The organism is Leuconostoc sp. C5 (assembly GCF_056530425.1).
The window spans coordinates 764,800-784,074 of sequence record NZ_CP134351.1 but is presented as its reverse complement, the minus strand read 5'-3'; the positions used below and the strand labels follow the sequence as shown (position 1 = coordinate 784,074).

The 19,275-nt window shown below is 37.6% G+C and carries 20 protein-coding genes; 8 read left to right on the top strand and 12 right to left on the bottom strand.

Annotation, left to right across the window (positions count from 1 at the left end; genetic code table 11):
- Positions 1–20: 20 nt before the first annotated feature.
- The 4 genes from RHP56_RS03985 to RHP56_RS03970 form a co-directional block, all read right to left on the bottom strand.
- Positions 21–821, bottom strand: coding sequence for a metal ABC transporter permease (locus RHP56_RS03985; protein ID WP_011679581.1), 801 nt, complete (start codon positions 819–821; stop codon positions 21–23).
- Positions 814–1,500, bottom strand: a complete 687-nt coding sequence (locus RHP56_RS03980; protein ID WP_025267970.1) for an ATP-binding cassette domain-containing protein — start codon at positions 1,498–1,500, stop codon at positions 814–816. The genes RHP56_RS03985 and RHP56_RS03980 overlap by 8 nt, the downstream gene beginning before the upstream one ends.
- Positions 1,501–1,507: 7 nt before the next feature.
- Entirely contained in the window at positions 1,508–2,398 is an 891-nt protein-coding gene (locus tag RHP56_RS03975) for a metal ABC transporter solute-binding protein (RefSeq protein ID WP_102753295.1), read from the bottom strand.
- A 235-nt stretch (positions 2,399–2,633) separates the two neighbouring features.
- Positions 2,634–3,083, bottom strand: coding sequence for a Fur family transcriptional regulator (locus tag RHP56_RS03970; RefSeq protein WP_102753294.1), 450 nt, complete (start codon positions 3,081–3,083; stop codon positions 2,634–2,636).
- Positions 3,084–3,339: 256 nt separating this feature from the next.
- Here RHP56_RS03970 and kdsA point away from each other — a divergent pair, with 256 nt between their 5' ends.
- Entirely contained in the window at positions 3,340–4,191 is an 852-nt protein-coding gene (gene kdsA / locus RHP56_RS03965; protein ID WP_011679578.1) for a 3-deoxy-8-phosphooctulonate synthase, read from the top strand.
- Positions 4,175–5,131: a KpsF/GutQ family sugar-phosphate isomerase gene (locus RHP56_RS03960; protein ID WP_025267968.1), complete on the top strand. Its 957-nt coding sequence runs from the start codon at positions 4,175–4,177 to the stop codon at positions 5,129–5,131. The genes kdsA and RHP56_RS03960 overlap by 17 nt, the downstream gene beginning before the upstream one ends.
- A gap of 64 nt (positions 5,132–5,195) precedes the next feature.
- Here the strand turns inward: RHP56_RS03960 and RHP56_RS03955 are convergent, their stop codons facing one another.
- From RHP56_RS03955 to RHP56_RS03940, 4 genes are all read right to left on the bottom strand, one after another.
- Positions 5,196–6,479, bottom strand: coding sequence for a chloride channel protein (locus RHP56_RS03955; protein WP_462794730.1), 1,284 nt, complete (start codon positions 6,477–6,479; stop codon positions 5,196–5,198).
- 122 nt (positions 6,480–6,601) lie between these two features.
- A complete protein-coding gene (locus tag RHP56_RS03950) occupies positions 6,602–7,561 on the bottom strand; it encodes a nucleoside hydrolase (protein WP_102753292.1) in 960 nt (319 codons plus the stop codon).
- A 1-nt stretch (position 7,562) separates the two neighbouring features.
- Positions 7,563–8,495, bottom strand: coding sequence for a ribonucleoside hydrolase RihC (gene rihC, locus RHP56_RS03945; protein ID WP_102753291.1), 933 nt, complete (start codon positions 8,493–8,495; stop codon positions 7,563–7,565).
- Between the two features lie 30 nt (positions 8,496–8,525).
- Positions 8,526–9,749 carry a NupC/NupG family nucleoside CNT transporter gene (locus RHP56_RS03940; RefSeq protein WP_011679574.1) on the bottom strand — a complete coding sequence of 408 codons (1,224 nt, stop codon included), beginning with the start codon at positions 9,747–9,749 and terminating at the stop codon, positions 8,526–8,528.
- A 153-nt stretch (positions 9,750–9,902) separates the two neighbouring features.
- On the opposite strand from RHP56_RS03940, the gene rbsR reads away from it, so the two are divergent.
- From rbsR to RHP56_RS03910, 6 genes are all read left to right on the top strand, one after another.
- Entirely contained in the window at positions 9,903–10,913 is a 1,011-nt protein-coding gene (gene rbsR, locus RHP56_RS03935) for a ribose utilization transcriptional repressor RbsR (RefSeq protein WP_011679573.1), read from the top strand.
- 113 nt (positions 10,914–11,026) lie between these two features.
- Positions 11,027–11,968 carry a ribokinase gene (gene rbsK / locus RHP56_RS03930; protein WP_011679572.1) on the top strand — a complete coding sequence of 314 codons (942 nt, stop codon included), beginning with the start codon at positions 11,027–11,029 and terminating at the stop codon, positions 11,966–11,968.
- 8 nt (positions 11,969–11,976) lie between these two features.
- Positions 11,977–12,672, top strand: coding sequence for a ribose-5-phosphate isomerase RpiA (rpiA, locus tag RHP56_RS03925; RefSeq protein WP_102753290.1), 696 nt, complete (start codon positions 11,977–11,979; stop codon positions 12,670–12,672).
- A complete protein-coding gene (locus RHP56_RS03920) occupies positions 12,672–13,394 on the top strand; it encodes a DMT family transporter (RefSeq protein WP_257999848.1) in 723 nt (240 codons plus the stop codon). The genes rpiA and RHP56_RS03920 overlap by 1 nt, the downstream gene beginning before the upstream one ends.
- A 5-nt stretch (positions 13,395–13,399) precedes the next feature.
- The gene (locus RHP56_RS03915; protein WP_257999847.1) at positions 13,400–13,588 is read left to right on the top strand and encodes a DMT family transporter; all 189 of its coding nucleotides are present in this window, start codon (positions 13,400–13,402) and stop codon (positions 13,586–13,588) included.
- Between the two features lie 122 nt (positions 13,589–13,710).
- Complete coding sequence (locus RHP56_RS03910) at positions 13,711–14,544, top strand: aldo/keto reductase (RefSeq protein WP_011679569.1); 834 nt, start codon at positions 13,711–13,713, stop codon at positions 14,542–14,544.
- A 67-nt stretch (positions 14,545–14,611) separates the two neighbouring features.
- On the opposite strand, the gene RHP56_RS03905 is transcribed toward RHP56_RS03910, so the two are convergent.
- The 4 genes from RHP56_RS03905 to thrC all read right to left on the bottom strand — a co-directional run bounded on the left by RHP56_RS03905 (position 14,612) and on the right by thrC (position 19,266).
- Entirely contained in the window at positions 14,612–15,808 is a 1,197-nt protein-coding gene (locus RHP56_RS03905; RefSeq protein WP_014324548.1) for an SAM-dependent methyltransferase, read from the bottom strand.
- A 98-nt stretch (positions 15,809–15,906) separates the two neighbouring features.
- Positions 15,907–16,443 (bottom strand): 5-formyltetrahydrofolate cyclo-ligase, encoded by a 537-nt coding sequence (locus RHP56_RS03900; RefSeq protein WP_011679567.1) that lies wholly within the window; start codon positions 16,441–16,443, stop codon positions 15,907–15,909.
- 37 nt (positions 16,444–16,480) lie between these two features.
- Entirely contained in the window at positions 16,481–17,713 is a 1,233-nt protein-coding gene (gene glyA / locus RHP56_RS03895; protein ID WP_011679566.1) for a serine hydroxymethyltransferase, read from the bottom strand.
- A gap of 95 nt (positions 17,714–17,808) precedes the next feature.
- Positions 17,809–19,266 (bottom strand): threonine synthase, encoded by a 1,458-nt coding sequence (thrC, locus tag RHP56_RS03890; RefSeq protein ID WP_462794729.1) that lies wholly within the window; start codon positions 19,264–19,266, stop codon positions 17,809–17,811.
- Between the last annotated feature and the right edge of the window lie 9 nt (positions 19,267–19,275).

Below are 19,275 nucleotides of genomic sequence, written 5' to 3'. Positions count from 1 at the left end.
ACAATATACTCGCTCAATGATTAACGATGTAACATGTCTATTTTATAATATAGCAATGATAAGCAATAAATAGCACCCTCAATAATAGTGATAAAGAAGCTGACAGGCCAATTACTAATATAGCTCAAATACAATCCCATCCAGGTGCCAAACAATGCAAACACAAACGAAAGCAATATCATATGATGGACAGACCTAACAATGTATTTGGCAGAGGATGCAGGAACCGTTAACAAAGAAAATATCAATAATGATCCAACAATTTGCGCGGTCACACTGACAGTGCATGCCACTAGTATTAAGAATAGTAAAGAAATCCAGACGGTGCCTTTAGCATTCAAATCAGAACCGATTGTATCAAAAGATATATACTTGAGCTTTCGATACATTAATAGCGTGATTAATAAAATAACGATAATTAAAACTAATAGCTCATATAAATTTTCTTGGCTAATACCAACAATACTACCAAATAAAATGTTAGTGGCATAACTAGACTGCTTATTCGACAGCGACAAAAATAAAACGCCTAATCCAATGAATATTGCTGAAAAAACACTAATAGAAGATTCCCGTTGGCTCAACCGGTTACCTGCGAGAGAAACAAATATTGAACTTAGTATCGTAAATAATAGCATGCCGCCAATGGGTGATATTCCGGCAAAAATAGCAAAACTTGCACCTGAAAAACTAATTTCAGATAAAGTATGGACATAAAAGGATGTTTTACGTGCCACAACGAAAACACCAACAACTGCACAAATAATTGATATAAAAAAGCTTGCTATGAACGCATACTGCATAAACGGATAATTAAACATGCGTACCCCTTTCTGCAGAAGAAGGCAATTCGTTCATTTCACCGTGGTGATTACTAATGTGCAGTTCATAATCACCAAACAAACTAACCAGCTCCGGATCATGTGTAATGAAAATAACAGCTAACTGTTCTTGTGCAATAACTTTTTTAACTAGTTTCAAAAGATCAATCCGTGACTCATAATCCAAATTAGAGGTACTCTCATCTAAAATCAACATCTTGGGATTTGCCATCAATGCTTGTGCTAAGTAGGCACGCTGCTTTTCGCCACCTGAAACACGACCTAAAGCACGATTCTTAATCTCGTTTAAATTAGTTACAGAAATAATTTTTTCTAAGTGCTTCTTTTCTGAAAGAGTTAGCCAAGGCGTAAGAGGATGCGTCAAATTCAACACTACAAAATCCTTTACACTAAGCGGATACTCTGCATCAATATCTCTAAATTGTGGTACTAATTGAATGTCATCAAATTTAATGTGCAAATGAATTTCTGATTGATAACTATTTTTGTCTCTTGCTGCCTTTAGTAAATAATTAATTAGGGTTGTTTTGCCAACCCCGTTATCGCCGGTGATGCATAATAATGCCCCTGAGTAGGTTGAAAAAGAAAGTTGCTGAATTAATAGACTTCCTGGCACTTCAACATCCAACTGTTTAACTTCTAAAATTTTCTCAATCATATGATGACTACTGTTCTGATTTTTGGATTTTTTCTAACTGCTTATACTGACTTAACATCCATTGTTTGTAGTTTTTACCCTTAGGCATCGTTTCAGTAACATTTAATACTGGTACATCATGTTTCTTTGCTAACTTTACTAATTGTCCAACTGTTTTGTCGGTTGCTTGCGTATTTTGAACAAAGAAGCTGATTTTTTTATTTTTAATATCATCTTGCATTGCCTTGATATCTTTTGGTGATGGGTCTGTACCATCTTCAACAGACTTAGAAAAATGTGTATTATTTTCAGAATATCCAAGTTCTTCCAAAGCGTAATCAAATACCGGTTCACTTACATCAACTAACTTATTATCTGAATTCTTTTTTAGTGATTTTATTTTTGTTTGAATAGGTTCCAAGCTTGCGATGTATTTTTTAGCGTTTGCTTTAAAAGCAGCCTTATGTTTAGGATCTATTTTTGAAAACTTGTCAGCCAAGTAGTTTGCGAGTTTAGGCATGGTTTGGCTTTGATACCATAAGTGAGGATTATTGCCGTTTTTCTTTCCTAAAATATCTTCACCAACTCGAACAGATTTAACATTTGCATTTTTTGCTAGCTTAGTCATCCAAGAATCATAACCAATGCCATTGTATACAACTAAATCAGCCTTGGAAACTTCTGTAGCAATTTTGGCACTTGGTTCATAATCATGTGGATCAACATTAGGGTTCGTAATGACCGATTTAACCGTACCATACTGACCCAACACTTTTTGAGCTGCTTCCCCATAAAAATCAACTGAGGAAACTACCTGGATATTTTTTGTATCAGCTCTCACTGTGCTGTTACCAGTAACAAATGTGAAGAGCGTTAAAATAACGCCAATCAAACTGCCAAAAAAATACTTTTGTTTCATAATTCTATTTCCTACTTTCTCATCTATTCTAAAATTTATGTTGAGATAAACGTTTTGTTTAAGTTTGAAACATAAGAACTGCCTTCTCTCTATATTTAGTGTTAAAATATTTCTTTTTTATTATAGTAATCATTACTATTAAAGTCAACGAAAAGTAATGATTACTTTAAAAGAAAAAAAGCAACTATATCTTTACAATATAGCTGCTCTTTTTTATAAATAAGGTAACTTAATGTCATGCTGTCTTGTTATTTTGCTGACACCGGTCACACAAACCAAACAATTCTAATTTTATGTTTAATACCAAAAATTTTTTCAATGAGTCTTTTAATGCAGGAGACAAACTTGAATCTATTTTTATCACCCGATGACAATTTTGGCAAAAAAAGTGGCCATGTTGTGGCGAAACAAAGTCACATTGAAATTTGACATTCAGCTGACCATTTTCAGAACGTTGTTCAACGATGCCCAGCTCAGAGAATTCTTTGATATTACGATAAGTTGTTGTATGGCTAACATTAGGATACAGTTGTTGCATAAAACTATCAACATCAGTCACTGAGACGTATTGTGATTCAAATTTTGATAAGTATTTGAGGAGATCTTTGCGTTGTTTCGTTACACGAAATTCGCTGTTCTGTAAGATATCCAACCCTTTTTTGTATTGTGTCTCTTCATCTGTCATAGTATTACACTTTCATTATTCATCAAATTTACTTAACAATTATTATCTCTCATAATTATTATTTAGTCCACTGCTTTGTTCCAAAGTAGCAGTCGCTCTCGCTTGTTTCCTTAAAACTTGAAAAGTCATTTTTTACTACTTCTAAATTCAAAAATGCTACAATAAGTTTACCAAGGCTTCTTCACTCAATACTTGGGCTCGTGGCACATACCGCGAGGATATGTGCATCGTTTGTATCTATATAAGGAGATATATTATGACAAAAATTAGTGAAGTTTTCCAAGAGTACAATTTTTCGGATGATAAGCTAACGCTGTTAGCTGGTCCATGCGCAATTGAATCATATGAGACATGTGCTGAGGTTGCCGAAAAGTTAAAAGAAATTACTGACGAATTGGGTATCAACTTTGTTTTCAAATCATCATTCGATAAGGCCAATCGTAGTTCACTTGATTCCGATCGTGGTGCGGGAATGGCTCATGGCCTTGAAATTTTGAAAAAGATAAAAGAGACTTATAATGTCCCTATCGTTACTGATGTTCACGAATCTTACCAATGTGAACCAGTTGCAAAGGTCGCTGATGTATTACAGATTCCTGCCTATCTAAGTCGACAAACTGACCTCTTAATTGCCGCTGGCAAAACTGGTCGTGTCGTTAATATTAAAAAAGCTCAATTCATGGCGCCAGAAGATATTCAAAGTGCTGTGCATAAGGTCGAAGAAACCAACAAACATATTTTAGTTACTGAGCGTGGTAGTATGTTTGGTTATCATCAGCTCGTAGTTGATATGACCAGTCTTATTCAAATGCGTGAGACTAATTTTCCTATCATCTACGATGCTACTCACTCTATCCAAATACCTAGTGGTTATGGTAACCATTCGGGTGGTAATAGAGATTATGCATTCCCATTGATGCGCGCAGCCTTAACGATTGGTGTCGCTGGTATCTTTGCGGAAGTACACCCCAACCCACCAAAGGCTATTTCTGATCAGGATAGTCAATTATACCTTTCTAAAATACGTCCAATCTTAGAGGTAGCTAACGACCTCTTCCATCAAAATCTCAAGATGAAGGCGGTTTATGATCATGAAGGTTTATTATGAAGACGCAAAGAAAACATTTGATGTTGAGATAGAAGCACTGACTCGCGTCAAAAGCTCGCTGGGTAAATCATTTGATGAAGCAGTAGATAAAATTTTATCTACTAAAGGTCGCGTTATATTTATCGGCATTGGAAAATCTGGTATCATCGCTGATAAAATTGCTGCTTCATTTTCTTCAGTAGGCTTGGCAAGTTTCTATATTGATGCAGGGACAGCTTATCATGGTGATTTAGGACGTGTATCATCTGATGACGTTGTTATATTCATATCCAACAGTGGTGAAACACAAGAAGTACTTCAAGCCCTGTCAGCACTACAAAATATTCATAACAATGAATTGTCAACTATAGCCATGACAGGTTCTGAAGATTCGACTCTCGCAAAAAATACAGATATTGTGCTCTCAATTGATGTTGCTGAAGAAGCCGATATCACAAAGTTAGCACCAACTAGCTCAACAACAGCCACACTTGTCATGGGAGATGCCTTGCTCGTTGCCATCGAAACTGCCAAAGAGTTTGATCGTGAAAGCTTCGCAATGTACCATCCTGGCGGCTCCATTGGAAAAATTTTGCTTCAAAACGTTAAAAATTCAATGCACACTAAAATTCCCTATGTTCATGTCGACACCTCAATCAATGAGGTAATCTACCGTATCAGTGACTACGGAATAGGTATTACCTTAGTCAAAGATGAACAAGAAAATGTGATTGGTATTATTACTGATGGTGATATTCGAAAAAAGTTCCTTAATATCAGTAAAGTCAAAGGATCAACAGCAAAAGATTATATGACACAAGGTTTTATTAGCATTAGTGAAGACAAAAGAAATCGTGAAGCTTGGAGAAAAATGGCCAACTATAATATTTCCAACTTAGTCGTTTTGGATAAGGATAAAAAAGTTGTCGGTGTGGTCACCATTCATGATGTATTAGAATGATATTTGCTTTGTACCAAAAAGACTGGAAAAACCTCCAGTCTTTTTTGATATAAACATATATAAATCAGTTGAACTGACTCAATACTTTTCGCGAGATAACAATTGATATTAAAACGCCCAGACCAAGTGGTAATAACATCGCATAATTCAAATGGCAAATTTCAAATATCATAAATAAGGCCATTAACGGTGCTTGTTGTGAGGCGGCAAGTAACGTGGCAGCACCTAATATAGCTACTTCCCACATTGGAATACCTGGAACCAAATAAAGTAAAAAACTACCAATAAATGCTCCTAGAACAGCCCCAATGGCAATTGCTGGGGTCAAGGTCCCTCCAGCAGCACCAAATCGAATAGTCAATACAGTCACCACCATTTTTGTTAAAGCACCCAATAGCAATAAACTCACAGAAAGAAACCCTTCACTGTTGATAGCCAATTGTGCTAACGACCGACCATTGCCCATCACTTCTGGGAATATTATGGAAATTAGTCCCGTGGTCAATCCCATCATAGGTAATTGCCACAGAATGTTATTCTTGCGGGTTTGATTTTTTTCTGCCCATTGGCATAACTTTCGAAATAATGCCCCAGCAATACCACATAATGGTGCAATCACTAACACCATCAGCAAAGGGGCTACTGACAATTTTGCATCCCCCACTAAGTAATATGGCTTAAAGCCTTTGGCGATTGACCCAATAAGCATTGCAATCGTTGACATACTTAAGCTGACTGCAACTGTACGTACCGTCATTTTTTTTAATAAAATTTCAGTACAAAAAAACATTCCTGTTATTGGCGCAATGTATATTCCTGCAAAACCAGCGCCTGCGGCTGATGCAATTAGTAATTTACGATCATCACTAGATAACTGAGGCAGGCTAAATTTTTCAAACGCCGACCCTACTTTTTGGGCAAGCATAGCGCCAGATTCTCGAGGAGCGAGCTCACGCCCCACTGAACCACCAGTACCTACATAAAATATTTGTGTCATGACATGAAGGATAGTTTGCCAAAAAGGCATCTTCTCTCCCGACAATGCTTTAGTAATCCCCACCGTTGGTTTTGTCTTTGTTCTTAAAAACCACCAAATAACGGCAGCAATCACACTACCGATAAGCACTGAAAATAATCGGCGGACAGGAATTGTTCCGGTTGGAGCTGGTTGCCAAACGGTTTCTTCGTAGTTCAAAAATAATTGTTCAACATACTCTAATAAAAGCCCTAAAAAAAGAGAACTGAGGCCAACGACAATGCCAATCAAAACTGTTCCACCAATTAAAACCATTAACTGATGTTTACTCTGATCGGATTTAACGTTGTTTTTCTGCAATGTGTTTTTCATGACAAGCACTCACCCTATCTCTCTGATAAATATTGAATTACCTCACTATTATATAATAACTAAACAAAAAAAGATTGCCACTACAACAAATTACTTATCGTAATGGCCATCTTTCTACTTTATTAATTTTTTAAAACTGCAATCATAAAATCCATGAAGTCATGTACGAAGCGCTCAGACTTTACACCAACGGCCACTTTTGTCGTTGTCGGTTCAAGTAGCCGCTCCCGATCGCCAATCGTTCGGCCATAATCTTTCGTTTTTTGATCATGAGTCACGCGCATATTTAATGAAATTGTCATAACATAACTTGGATCTATCGCTACCGCAACGGCTAAAGGATCATGTAAGGCCGCTCCCCTATGATCAATACCTAAATTATCATAAGCATCAATATAATAGTCCATCAAATCAGCATATGTTTGACCAGCTTTAGTTCCTAAGTCACGCCACTTTTCTGTGTGTGCCTTTGTCAGTAGCGTACGAAGGGTCACGTCTAAACCTACCATTGTCAAGTGTTCTTGAGCAGTAAATACTTGATCTGCAGCCTGCGGGTCCTGGTTAATATTTGCCTCTGTAAATGGTGTAACATTGCCAGGAACCGTTAAAGCACCACCCATTAATGTAGTATTCCCAATCAACTGTGCAATCTTTGGATCAATTTGTAATGCTTTGGCTAAATTCGTCAATGGTCCAGTGGGTACATATACTAATTCATCTTGGTATTGATGAGCCATATTTATTAAGAACTGAATGCCACTTTCTTTTTCAATTGATCGCGGCGATTTTTCTAATAAAATATTCCCTACACCATTGTCACCATGAATAGCTTTCGATATAGGCAGTACCTCAAAATCATTAACTGTGGAAGCCTGTGATTCGCCTAAGTATACAGGTACTTCGTCAGCATGTAACAAATGTAATAAATCCAATGTATTTTGTGCTGCAGTTTTCATTAGTGTGTTACCGTAAGAAGCAATCACACCAATTAAATCCACTCGTGGATCACACACAGCTAAAGCCAAAGCTAGCGCATCATCAACACCAGTATCCAAGTCCAAAATCATTTTTGTTGATGCCATTTTAATTTTCCTCTTTACGATATTGATTCATTTTCGGTACTTGTTCAACAAACCACTTTTCAAACGCTGTTGTGTCAATATCAACCGCCACCTGTGCATTCAATCGACCTTCTGACCATCGATTTTGCGTGTCGGCAATCGTGGCGCCCGCAGCCGGTCCAGAAACAATAATATCAACCCAGTAATTTTTTACTGTATAAAATTCAGGATTTAATAGATAACAAATTGTATTGACATCATGCATAGGCTTACCACCTTCTGCAGTATCACCATAAGCTGTCATAACTTTCTGTAACATTTCACCTGCTTCCCCTTGACTACCAATAGCATCTATTGTTTCAAAAGGTAATAGCGCCTTGAGCGTTACATCAAGGCCAATCATAACAATTGGCACACCACTTTTGAAAACAATGTCGGCTGCATCTGGATCAGTAAACACGTTAAATTCTGCAACTGAAGACACATTCCCTCCTGACAAAGAGCCACCCATCAAAACAAATTTTTCAATCTTGTGAAGTAGACTTGGATATTTTTGGATCAACATTGCAATATTCGTATACGACCCAGTAGCAACAATAGTCATTGGCACGATCGATGCCTCCAGTTCTTCGGCCATTGCAGTAATTGCATCTAATTTAATTGCTTCTTTTGTCACTTGAGGAAAATCATATCCAGGCATACCCGATTCGCCATGAATATAAGCAGCATCAGAGAAATCTTTTTTCAATGGTGCAGCGGCACCTTTTGCAACCGGAATCTGCGTTTGATGAAAAAATGTTGTCAACTTTAATAAATTATTGGTTGTTTTGTCAACACTAACATTTCCAGCAACACTTGTTAGTAGCTTGATATCAATGCTAGGATTGCTGAGGGCAATCGATAGAGCAACTGCATCATCAATCCCTGGATCCATGTCTAAAATTATAGGTATCATCATTTCTCCTTTTAAGAACTTCTCTTTTGATTACCAAACGAACATTCCTGCTGTTGCAGCTGACAATAATGAAACTAATATCCCTGACAACAACATGTATGGTACTCGTGCACTAATGTAATCATTTTTTTCTTTGCTGACAAGGCCTTTGAAACAACCAATAATCATGCCCAGGGTTCCAAAGTTAGCAAAACTAGTAAGGAAAACCGTCAAAACAATACGTGCATGTTCATTTGCAAAGAGTCCCTTACCGGCCATAATTGATTTTGAAACTTCACCCATGACAACAAACTCATTAGTTACCAATTTTGTGCCCATGTATTGCGCAATTTGGAAAGCCTCGTGAACATTGAATCCCAGTAACCATGCAAATGGGAACATGATTACGCCAAAGATATTTTCTAATGTTAACCAGTGTAGCCCAGTTAAACTGAACAACTGATTGATCAGTGCCGCCAAAGAAACAAACGCAATAACAGTAGCCGTAATAATTAAAATCAACTTTCCAGCGCCAAGAATTGAATCGCCTAAAAATGAAAAGAAAGGCTCCTTTTTACCATTATCTGATGCAACACTGACGATGACATCTTCTTCAGGCGTCACTTTAGTGGGATTTAAAATCGTAGCGATGATAATAGCACCTAATATATTAAGCGGGATGGCGGTTAAAACATACTTACCAGGAACCATTTGAGTATACGAACCAATAATGGCCGATGTGACACAGCTCATCGACATCATAGCGAGCGTAAAGTTTCTTCGCGCAGACATCATATCTAGTTGTGCTTTTGAAACAGCTAAGACCTCTGTATTTCCTAGAAACATCATTTCAATCGAAAAGAATGCTTCAAATTTTGGTTGTCCAGTTATAAAAGCGAGCCCCTTACCAATCCACTTAATGAGCCATGGTAGTAAACCAATATAGGTTAAAATATCAAACAAGGGCACAACCAATAAAATTGGCAACAAAGCAGAAGTCACAAAGTTTGGCCCGCCATTATTGGAAGTCAACCATTCAGGTAACGCAAATGCAATTCCTTGTGTTGCCACAGAAACAAGCCAATTGAAACCATCAGCTGCAGCTTGCACAGCGATTTGTCCGGCCTTGAATTGAGTAAAAAACCAGGCTAGCAAAATCTCTAGTGCCAGCACAATGCCGACCGATTTCCACTGAATATTTTTTCGATCTCTTGAAAACAGAGCTGCAATGGCAATGAAAACAAAAATACCAAGAATATTAGCAAATAAAAACATAAGTTATTCCTCTCTTGAACAAAATGCAAGTTAGTAAAACGTTTAACCAAAAACATTATAACACCAACTTTTTGAAAATGGAAGCGTTTTCAATTATTTTTTACTGGTACAATAGTTTAAGAACAATGTTTTTAAACTAAGGAGTAAAATGTGATGCGCAAAATCTCAATAAAAGATGTTGCCAAAAAAGCGGGCGTTTCCATTGCTGCTGTATCTCAAATTTTAAATAACAAAGGCCAACGTTTTTCTGAGGCAACGATTGAAAAAGTACTTCAAGCACGAGATGAGTTAGGCTATGTTCCTAACAGCGCTGCAAGAAATCTTAAGGGCAGGCACAAACGCTTGATTGGCATCATAGTCCCTTCTTTCCGCATGCCTTTTTTTGCCGACATTATTCAAAGCATGCAAGCTAGTGCGCCATCTGATGTTAATTTAGTATTTCTAGGGTCAACCGATGAAAGTTTACAAGATGCAATTTTTTCCTTGGTTGAGCGTGGCGTAGAAGCATTAGTTTTTGGCCGGCACATCCCTAATCGAGCGGAAGTTAATACGTTTTTAAAAAAACGTAATATACCGTATCTGGTGCTTGATCAAAATGCCGATATAAATGCACATGATATGGTTCAAACAAATGAATTTACAGGCGGAAGTATGGCAGCCAGTCATTTAATGTCACTTGGTCATCGAGATATCGCTTTAATTTTACCAAATAATCTGACCGATAACATGCGGCAACGTCGAGCTGGTTTCTTAGACACATTATCTACAGCAAATTTAACGCCAAAAGCAATCATTACTACTACTTTGTCAAAACATGGCGGTTTGGCAGCTGTTCATCAACTTATTCAAAGTAAATCTACAGCAGCATTCATTTTGAATGATGAAATGGCTATCGGTGTTTTGCGTGGTTTGGCCTATCAAGATATTAAAGTACCTGATGATATTTCCATCATTGGTTATGATGATACAGATTATGCGGAATTTATGATTCCTACATTAACTACCATAGCACAACCTGTTTGGGAAATTGGTGAAACGGCTTTAAAAATGATTATCCGACGTCTCGATCATCCTAACCTCCCCTTGCAAACCGAATTTTTCGATGTTAAATTGGTTATTCGTGAATCGACCGGGCCAGTTAAAAATACAAAAGGCAACCATTAAGACATTATGGTTGCTTTTTTTCTTGACATTATTTTTAAAATAACGTACACTGTGATCAACCCTTAATTTAGTAAAACGTTTAACCAACTTTGATATTTTAAGGAGTAATCATTATGAAAAATAAGGTTGTTGTTATCGGTAGTCTCAATATTGATACTATTCAAATGATTGATAGATTACCTAACCAAGGAGAAACCATCACCGTTAACAATCAAGCAAGTACATTTGGTGGTAAAGGTGCCAATCAGGCAGTTGCAGCTGCTCGTCAAGGAGCTGATGTAACAATGATCGGTGCTGTAGGTGATGATGACCGTGGACGTGCCTTCAAACAATTATTAAGTGATGAAGGAATATCAACGGATTATATTTTTACAAAGAGCCAGTTTACTGGTTCCGCCACTATAATGTTGGAGCCAGATGGACATAACACGATTATGGTATATGGTGGCGCAAATATGAATTTAACCAGCGCCGATGTGGAAAAAGCGCGCAATATAATTGCTAATGCTGATGTAATCGTAGCACAGCTTGAAGTACCTACTGAGGCCATTGTTGCTGGGTTTAATATCGCCAAGGAAAATGGCGTACTAACTATATTAAATCCGGCACCTATTACGTCACATCTTGATTCAAATATTATTTCATCTACTGATTTAATCATACCAAACGAAACTGAAGCCGCGGCACTAGCTCACACTGAGCCAACTACAAAACAATCGTCGTTAACGCCACTCACTTCCAAATTAAATAAAGTAGGTTTTTCCAACGTAGTGGTTACACTTGGCAGTGATGGTGTTTACTATCATGTCAATGGGTCGGCAGATATTTTACCTGTTTTCAAGGTAAATGCCGTTGATACCACTGCTGCTGGTGACACATTTATTGGTACTTTTTCAGCTAATATTGACGACAACTTGTCGAATCTACCAAGCGTCATTCGACGTAGTTGCTTTGCTAGTTCAATAGCCGTCAGCCGATCTGGTGCAATAGCCTCGATTCCAAATAAAAAAGACGTTGACGCTGGTTTGCTTGCTAATGCTGCTATGGCGGAATGAGGCTTATCATGAATGAAAAAAATTTCCAAAAAAAACAAGCAGCCCTCGCCGCTTTAAATTATATCCAGACCGATATGATTATCGGACTAGGAACTGGTTCAACTGTTTCTTATTTTTTAGATGCTTTAGCTGCTTCTCAATATAACGTCATCGGCGTGACCACTTCAACAATTACTAGTCAGCGATGCGCAGAATTAAATATTCCAATTGTCGACATTGATGCCATTGACCATATTGACGTTACAGTTGATGGTGCAGATGAAGTCGATTCCTACCTTAACGGTATAAAAGGTGGCGGAGCTGCCCTACTGATGGAGAAAATAGTAGCTAAAAACTCAAAGAAAAATATCTGGATCGTTGATCGCAGTAAAGTGCACAACACGCTAGGTTCTTTCCCGCTGCCCGTAGAGGTTATCCCCTACGGTAGCGGTCAGTTGTTACGACAATTTGCCAATAAAGGTCTGTTCCCCAAGCTACGTCGTCATCCCGGAAATAACCAGCCCGTTATCACTGATCCTGGTCACTACATTATTGATTGCCATATGACCACAATTAACAATCCATATGCCCTCGCCGAATATCTTGAAAGCCAAGTTGGCGTTGTTGAGCACGGTTTGTTTTTAAATATTTGTGATCGAATAATTATTGGCGACAACACAGTAGAAATTAAAGAACGACAGCAAGCTCATGTGGAGATAAACTGATGTATATGATATATATTGCACTTGCCATTGGAGCTGGTTTAATTTTGGCTGCTCAAAATGCCGTTAACGCGCAGTTAAGTTTTTTGCTCAAATCTCCCCTCGTTGCTTGTTTTATGGCATATATAGTTGGTTCATTTTCATTGCTCATTCTGACTGTTATTCTGGGTGACTTTTCAAAAATAGAGCTTATCTTCTCAGCACCAATATGGATGACAACAGGTGGTCTTTTCGGATTGGTATTCATTACAAGTTGTATTATTCTTTTCCCAAAAATTGGGTCTGTGGAAACAGTCATGTTTCCAACATTAGGGCAAATTTTATCCGGTATGTTTTTTGAAACCTTTGGATGGTTTAATACAACAGTTGTTATGGTTTCAGTGACTCGCATCATTGGTATCATCATTCTTTTAGCTGGCACTTATATTGCCGTGGTGTTATCGACTCGACATTCAGCTATAGAATTGGCAAGTAGTGAGCATTCAAAATCACAAATGCTAAATCGTCTCTGGGCTTTTGGCGCTGGTATTTTATGCACTGTGCAGTCTACCTTTAATGGTCAACTAGGTCATTACATCCAAAGCCCGACTGTTAGCGCATTATGGGCCTTCATAATCGGATTGATCGTGCTCGCTTTTTTGAAAAACAACAATTGGCGTCATTTGCGCATTGGTATCCGTCTGTCACAATCTTGGTTTGCTGGTTTAGCGGTGCTGCTTTTGTAACCCTTATGTCACTTCTCATCCTACCGTTAGGTCCAGGTCTCACGGTTAGTATTTCAACACTAGGCGTTATGATTGGCGCCATGCTCATTCAACAATTTGGGTTATTTCAATCAAAACAGCAATCAATTTCTATCTATCAAATAATTGGCGTTATTGGCATGTTGATTGGTATTTTAATTATTAAAATATACTAATACTTAAAAACATTACTTAGATGATGTTATTTTGTTTGCTAGTGAGCAAACCATTCTCTTGCAACTCCTAAATTCTTGACCTACTATAGGGATTATAGTACGAAGAAAGTAGGTCTATATTTATGACATTTCATGAACTAAGCGATGGTCAACACTTACCAGAAATTGGTTTCGGCACATATAAATTAAATGGCTTTGCAGGAACACAATCAATTTTATCCGCAGTTGATGCTGGTTATCGTCTATTCGACACTGCCTTTAATTACCAGAACGAAGGTACAGTTGGACAAGCTATACAACAATCGCATGTCAATCGCGATGAATTAATCATCACCTCAAAGCTTCCAGGGAAGTATTACAGTAGTTATCAAGACTCAATTGATCTAATTCAAGAATCCTTGTATCGAAGTAAGTTAGATTACTTTGATTTGTACCTATTACATTGGCCCAACCCGATTGATGATCATTATCTAGAGGCTTGGCACACACTCATTCAGGCGCAAAAGTTTGGTCTTGTTAAATCAATCGGTGTTTGCAATTTTCTTCCTGAACATATTGAACGTTTGAAAAAAGAAACCAATATATTACCAGTTGTTAACCAAGTTGAATTGCATCCTTATTTCAATCAACAGGAATTGCGTGAATACAATAACACTCAAAATATTTTAACACAGGCTTGGAGCCCATTGGGTCGTGCAAGTGCGATTTTGAAAGACCCTGTTTTAGTTGAATTAGCTAAAAAATACCACAAGAATATTGGTCAACTCGTGTTGAAATGGGAAATATCTCTTGGCGTATTGCCTATACCTAAAGCAAGCAGTTACGCAAGACAAAAAGGTAACCTAGATCTTTTTGATTTTGAAATTAGTTCATCTGATATGCAACGTATCAACGATCTAACAAAACCTGATGGCAGGACAAATAATCAAGATCCTGCAGTTTATCAGGAATTTTAATCAATAAAAAAGCAGTCAACTTCTAATCATAGTTGACTGCTTTTTACTAATCTAACGAGATTACACGCTATTTCACACCGCTAGCAACATCAGCATGATAAATATATGAACGCGTCATTGGTAAGTTTGTACCAGAAGGCCCTTTGGTGAGCAAATACTGAACGACATCAATATTTCCAGCTTCAAATGAACCTGCACAAGCTTGCAAATATAAATCCCACATCCTGTAAAAACGTTCACCATATTTTGAAATAACTTCCTCTTCAACTTTGTGGAAATTAGTTGTCCAAATTTCCAATGTTTTCTGATAATGACGACGCAACGGTTCAATATCATCAACCTGCAAAGAAGCATCAATAATGTGTCCCACGTTTTCCGCTATATTTGGGATGTAACCACCTGGGAAAATGTATTTATTGATCCAAGCATCAACACCTGCACCGTCATGTTGCCCAGTAATGCCGTGAATTAAGGCTGTACCATTTTCTGTAAGAAGGTTGTTCACTTGGTTGAAGTATTCACCTAAGTTTTCTTTCCCAACGTGTTCGAACATACCAACAGAAGTTACATGGTCATAAGTATCTTTTAACTCACGATAGTCTTCCAAATAAACATGAACTCGACCTTCAAGTCCTTCTTCTTTAATCTTATTAGAAACAAAATCATACTGTTGTTGACTAAGTGTTACACCAGTGGCTTCCAAGTTGTATTCTTTAGCTGCGGTGAACAGTAATGTGCCCCAGCCACATCCGATGTCTAATAAAGTTTCACCAGATTGTGCATGAAGTTTATTTAAAATGTGGCGTACTTTGTTCCATTGTGCATCTTCAAGTGTATCTCTTTCGCTAACGAAGTAAGCACAAGAATAAGTCATTGTGGGATCCAACCACATGTTATAAAAATCATTACCAATATCATAATGGCTCTGTACGTCTGCTTTACTCTTATTCTCCGAGTGTGAGTGTTTAGGAATAAGTTTAGAAAACTTAGATCCATTCAAAAAACTTTCTTTGGAATCATACGCAATCTTAACCAACTGTTGTAGATTACCTTTAATTTCAATTTTTCCATCCATGTACGCTTCACCAAAAGTGAGCGAGGCATGTGCCATAATGTCTTTGATCGGTATGACCTCGTGAAGGATGATTGTGGCAATTGGGTCTCCTTGACCGTAACTTACCTTTTCCCCATCCCAAAATTCAACGTCGATTGGGGCGTCGAAACTAGACTTAAAAATCTGTTTATAAATTGTTTTGTCAAGCATAATTTCCCCTTTACCTACTATATTGGTATTGTAAGAAAACATTTACCAAAAGTCAAACATTGATAAAAATGGATGATAGTGCTACACCAAGGAATTAGCTATTTTGCATACAAAATACGCTGAACAGTTTGATCATGATTTTCTGTTGGTAAATCATCTAGTAATTGCGTCGATAAGGCTACACTGATCGTATGCCCCGCGTAGTGTTCTAAAAAACGATCATAATATCCAGCCCCAAAACCTAAACGTTTACCGCTAACAGTAAAAGCTAACCCAGGAACAATTACCAGATCCAGTTGTTCAACGGCCTGATAGTTATCTATTAGTGGCTCTCTAATGTTCAACATCCCCGTTTGATAACGTGTATTTGAATCTATTTCCACAAAAATCATTTTGTGATTAATAATTTTTGGTACGAGAACTCGCTTGCTTTTTTCCCAGGCTTTAATAATAATCGGACTCGTATTTAATTCGAACTCCATGCTCAAAGTAACTGCTATACTATCAGCAGATTGCCATTCAGGAGTCTGGAAAAGTAGTGCATAAAGTTGCTCCTCTTCCCTTTTACGCTTCATCAGATTTTCTCTAGCAAGAGCTGCTTTTTGTTGAATTCTTAATTCTGATTTTGTTTGCATTTTTCACCAAAAAAAGCCGGTTTTACCAGCTTTTAAATTATTCAAATAGATGCGTCATTGCTAATGCTTCAGCTTCACGTTTCACTTGCTTGAGTACTTTTTCATCATCATAATGATGAATGGCTGTCACAATCAATTCGGCTACGTTAGTGGCATCATCTTCATCAAATCCACGCGTTGTGATTGCTGCAGTTCCAATACGAATACCAGATGTAACAAATGGACTTAATTGTTCATTTGGCAGAGCTTCTTTGTTTGTAGTAATTGAAACTGTGTCTAATAATTCCTGTGTTTGCTTACCATTTAACGCTGTTTTAGTTAGGTCCAAATTGAATAAATGGTTGTCAGTGCCACCAGCTACAACACGAATATCTTCAGTATCATTGAAAACTTTTGCCATAGCTTGCGCATTTTTAATAACTTGTTGTGCGTAGTCTTTAAATTTAGGTTGTAAAGCTTCTCCAAAGGCAATTGCTTTACCTGCAATAATGTGTTCCAATGGTCCACCTTGCGATCCAGGGAAAATAGCTGAATTAAGCTGCTTAGCATACTTTTCCTGTGATAGAATAACCCCACCACGCGGACCTCGCAATGTTTTATGTGTTGTTGATGTAACAACATCTGCAATGCCTACTGGATTGGGATGTAGCCCAGCAGCTACAAGTCCGGCAATATGCGCCATATCAACCATTAAATAGGCACCCACTTCGTCAGCAATCGCACGAAACTTATCAAATTCAATGATTCGTGAATATGCAGAAGCACCGGCCACAATCATCTGTGGTTTTACTTCACGTGCTTGCTTGGCAATTGCTTCATAATCTAAGGTTTCTGTTTCCGAATTTAATCCATAAGTATGTGATTCATAAACTTTTCCAGAGAAACTGACCTTGGCCCCATGTGTCAAGTGTCCACCAGCGTCAAGACTCATACCCAATATCTTGTCACCTGGCTTTAAAAATGCCATGTAAGCAGCAGCATTCGCTTGGGAACCAGAATGCGGCTGAACGTTAGCATATTCAGCACCAAAAAGTTCTTTTAAACGATCGATAGCTACCTGTTCAACAACGTCCACGTACTCCGTGCCACCATAATAACGCTTATAAGGGTATCCTTCAGCATACTTATTTGTCAACACCGAACCTTGTGCGGCACGTACGGCTTGCGATGTAAAGTTCTCAGAAGCGATTAATTCAATTGTACGGTTTTGACGCGCACTTTCTTGTTGAATCGCACTCCAGACAATAGGATCTAATTCTTGATATGACATTTGATTCTCCTTGGTTGATATAGCCTAATTATACATTAAAAAATCAACGATTTAAATCATAAAATGTCATAATATAGCAAACAATCCCACAATTATCAGATAGATAGTTCGTCTTTAACAGATTGCACAATCATCGCAGGCTCGATGATTTTAGTGTGTACAATAGTTTTATCAAATAACGTTGCTACTTGTGCTGGAATAACTGTATTTGTTCGTTCAGCTAGCTTTTGCAAATCCACTACGCCCCCTTCGTTTTTTTCCTGCAATGCTGCCAAAACTGTTTGTGGAAACTTATAAGGACTTGCTGTTGCTGCAAGTAACGTTTTATGTGTTTCTTCTTCGTAAGCAAAGCGACCAACAGCCGTATGCGGATCAATTAAGTAACCGCTATTTTCAAAGACATCTTTAATCGTATCAACCACTTGAGATTGTGTCGCAAATTTAGCTGTGAATTTTTGCAAATAATTACGCGTTTTATCAGTCAAGGTATATTGACCATTTTCAGCTAATGACTTCATATACTGGCGAACTTCTTCATCATTACGACCACTAGCAAAATACAACAACCGTTCCAAGTTGCTTGATACTAAGATATCCATTGCCGGTGAATTTGTGACTTTAAAATCACGTTGACGATCATAGATACCAGTGTTGAAAAAATCAGTTAATACATTATTTTCATCCGAAGCAACTGTAAACTGATGAACTGGTAATCCTAACTGACTGGCATAATATGAAGCAAGCACATTACCAAAGTTTCCGGTTGGCACATCAATATTGATTTCTTCTCCTGGTACCACCACATCATTTTTTACTAATTGGGCGTAAGCATAAATGTAATACACAATTTGTGGTACTAATCGACCAATATTAATTGAATTAGCTGATGAAAAACGCATACCCTTTTCTGATAATTCCTGAATTAATTTCTCATCGCTCAAAATAGATTTTACAGCTTTTTGGGCATCATCAAAATTACCAGTTATTGCTGTAACATGAGCATTGTGTCCCTCTTCAGTTTGCATCTGTTGACGCTGAATATCACTAACACCAACTTCTGGGTAAAAAACAACTATTTCAGTATTTTCAACATTTGCAAAGCCGCTCATAGCAGCAGTTCCTGTATCGCCAGATGTAGCTGTTAAAATAACAATTTTATCATTTAGTGACTGCTTTTTAGCAGCTGTCGTTAATAGATGTGGTAGTGCCTGTAGTGCAACATCTTTGAATGCTAAGGTTGGTCCATGAAACAATTCAATATAGTGCAACTTGTTTTCATTGTGCAAGGTCACAATGCTCTCAGCATCCCATTGATTGCCATATGATTTTGAAATAATATGGTCAATTTCCTGAACTGTAAAATCATCAAAAAAGGCATCAAATACTTGCGTGGCAATTTCTTGATAGCTTTGCTGGCTTAGATTTTTCCAATCTAATTTTAATTTTGGCCATTTTTCTGGAACGTAAAGACCGCCATCTGGCGCAATACCGTTTATTATTGCTTGGCTAGATGTAACTGCAGGCGCCTGTCCACGTGTTGATACATAATTCATAGTAACTAA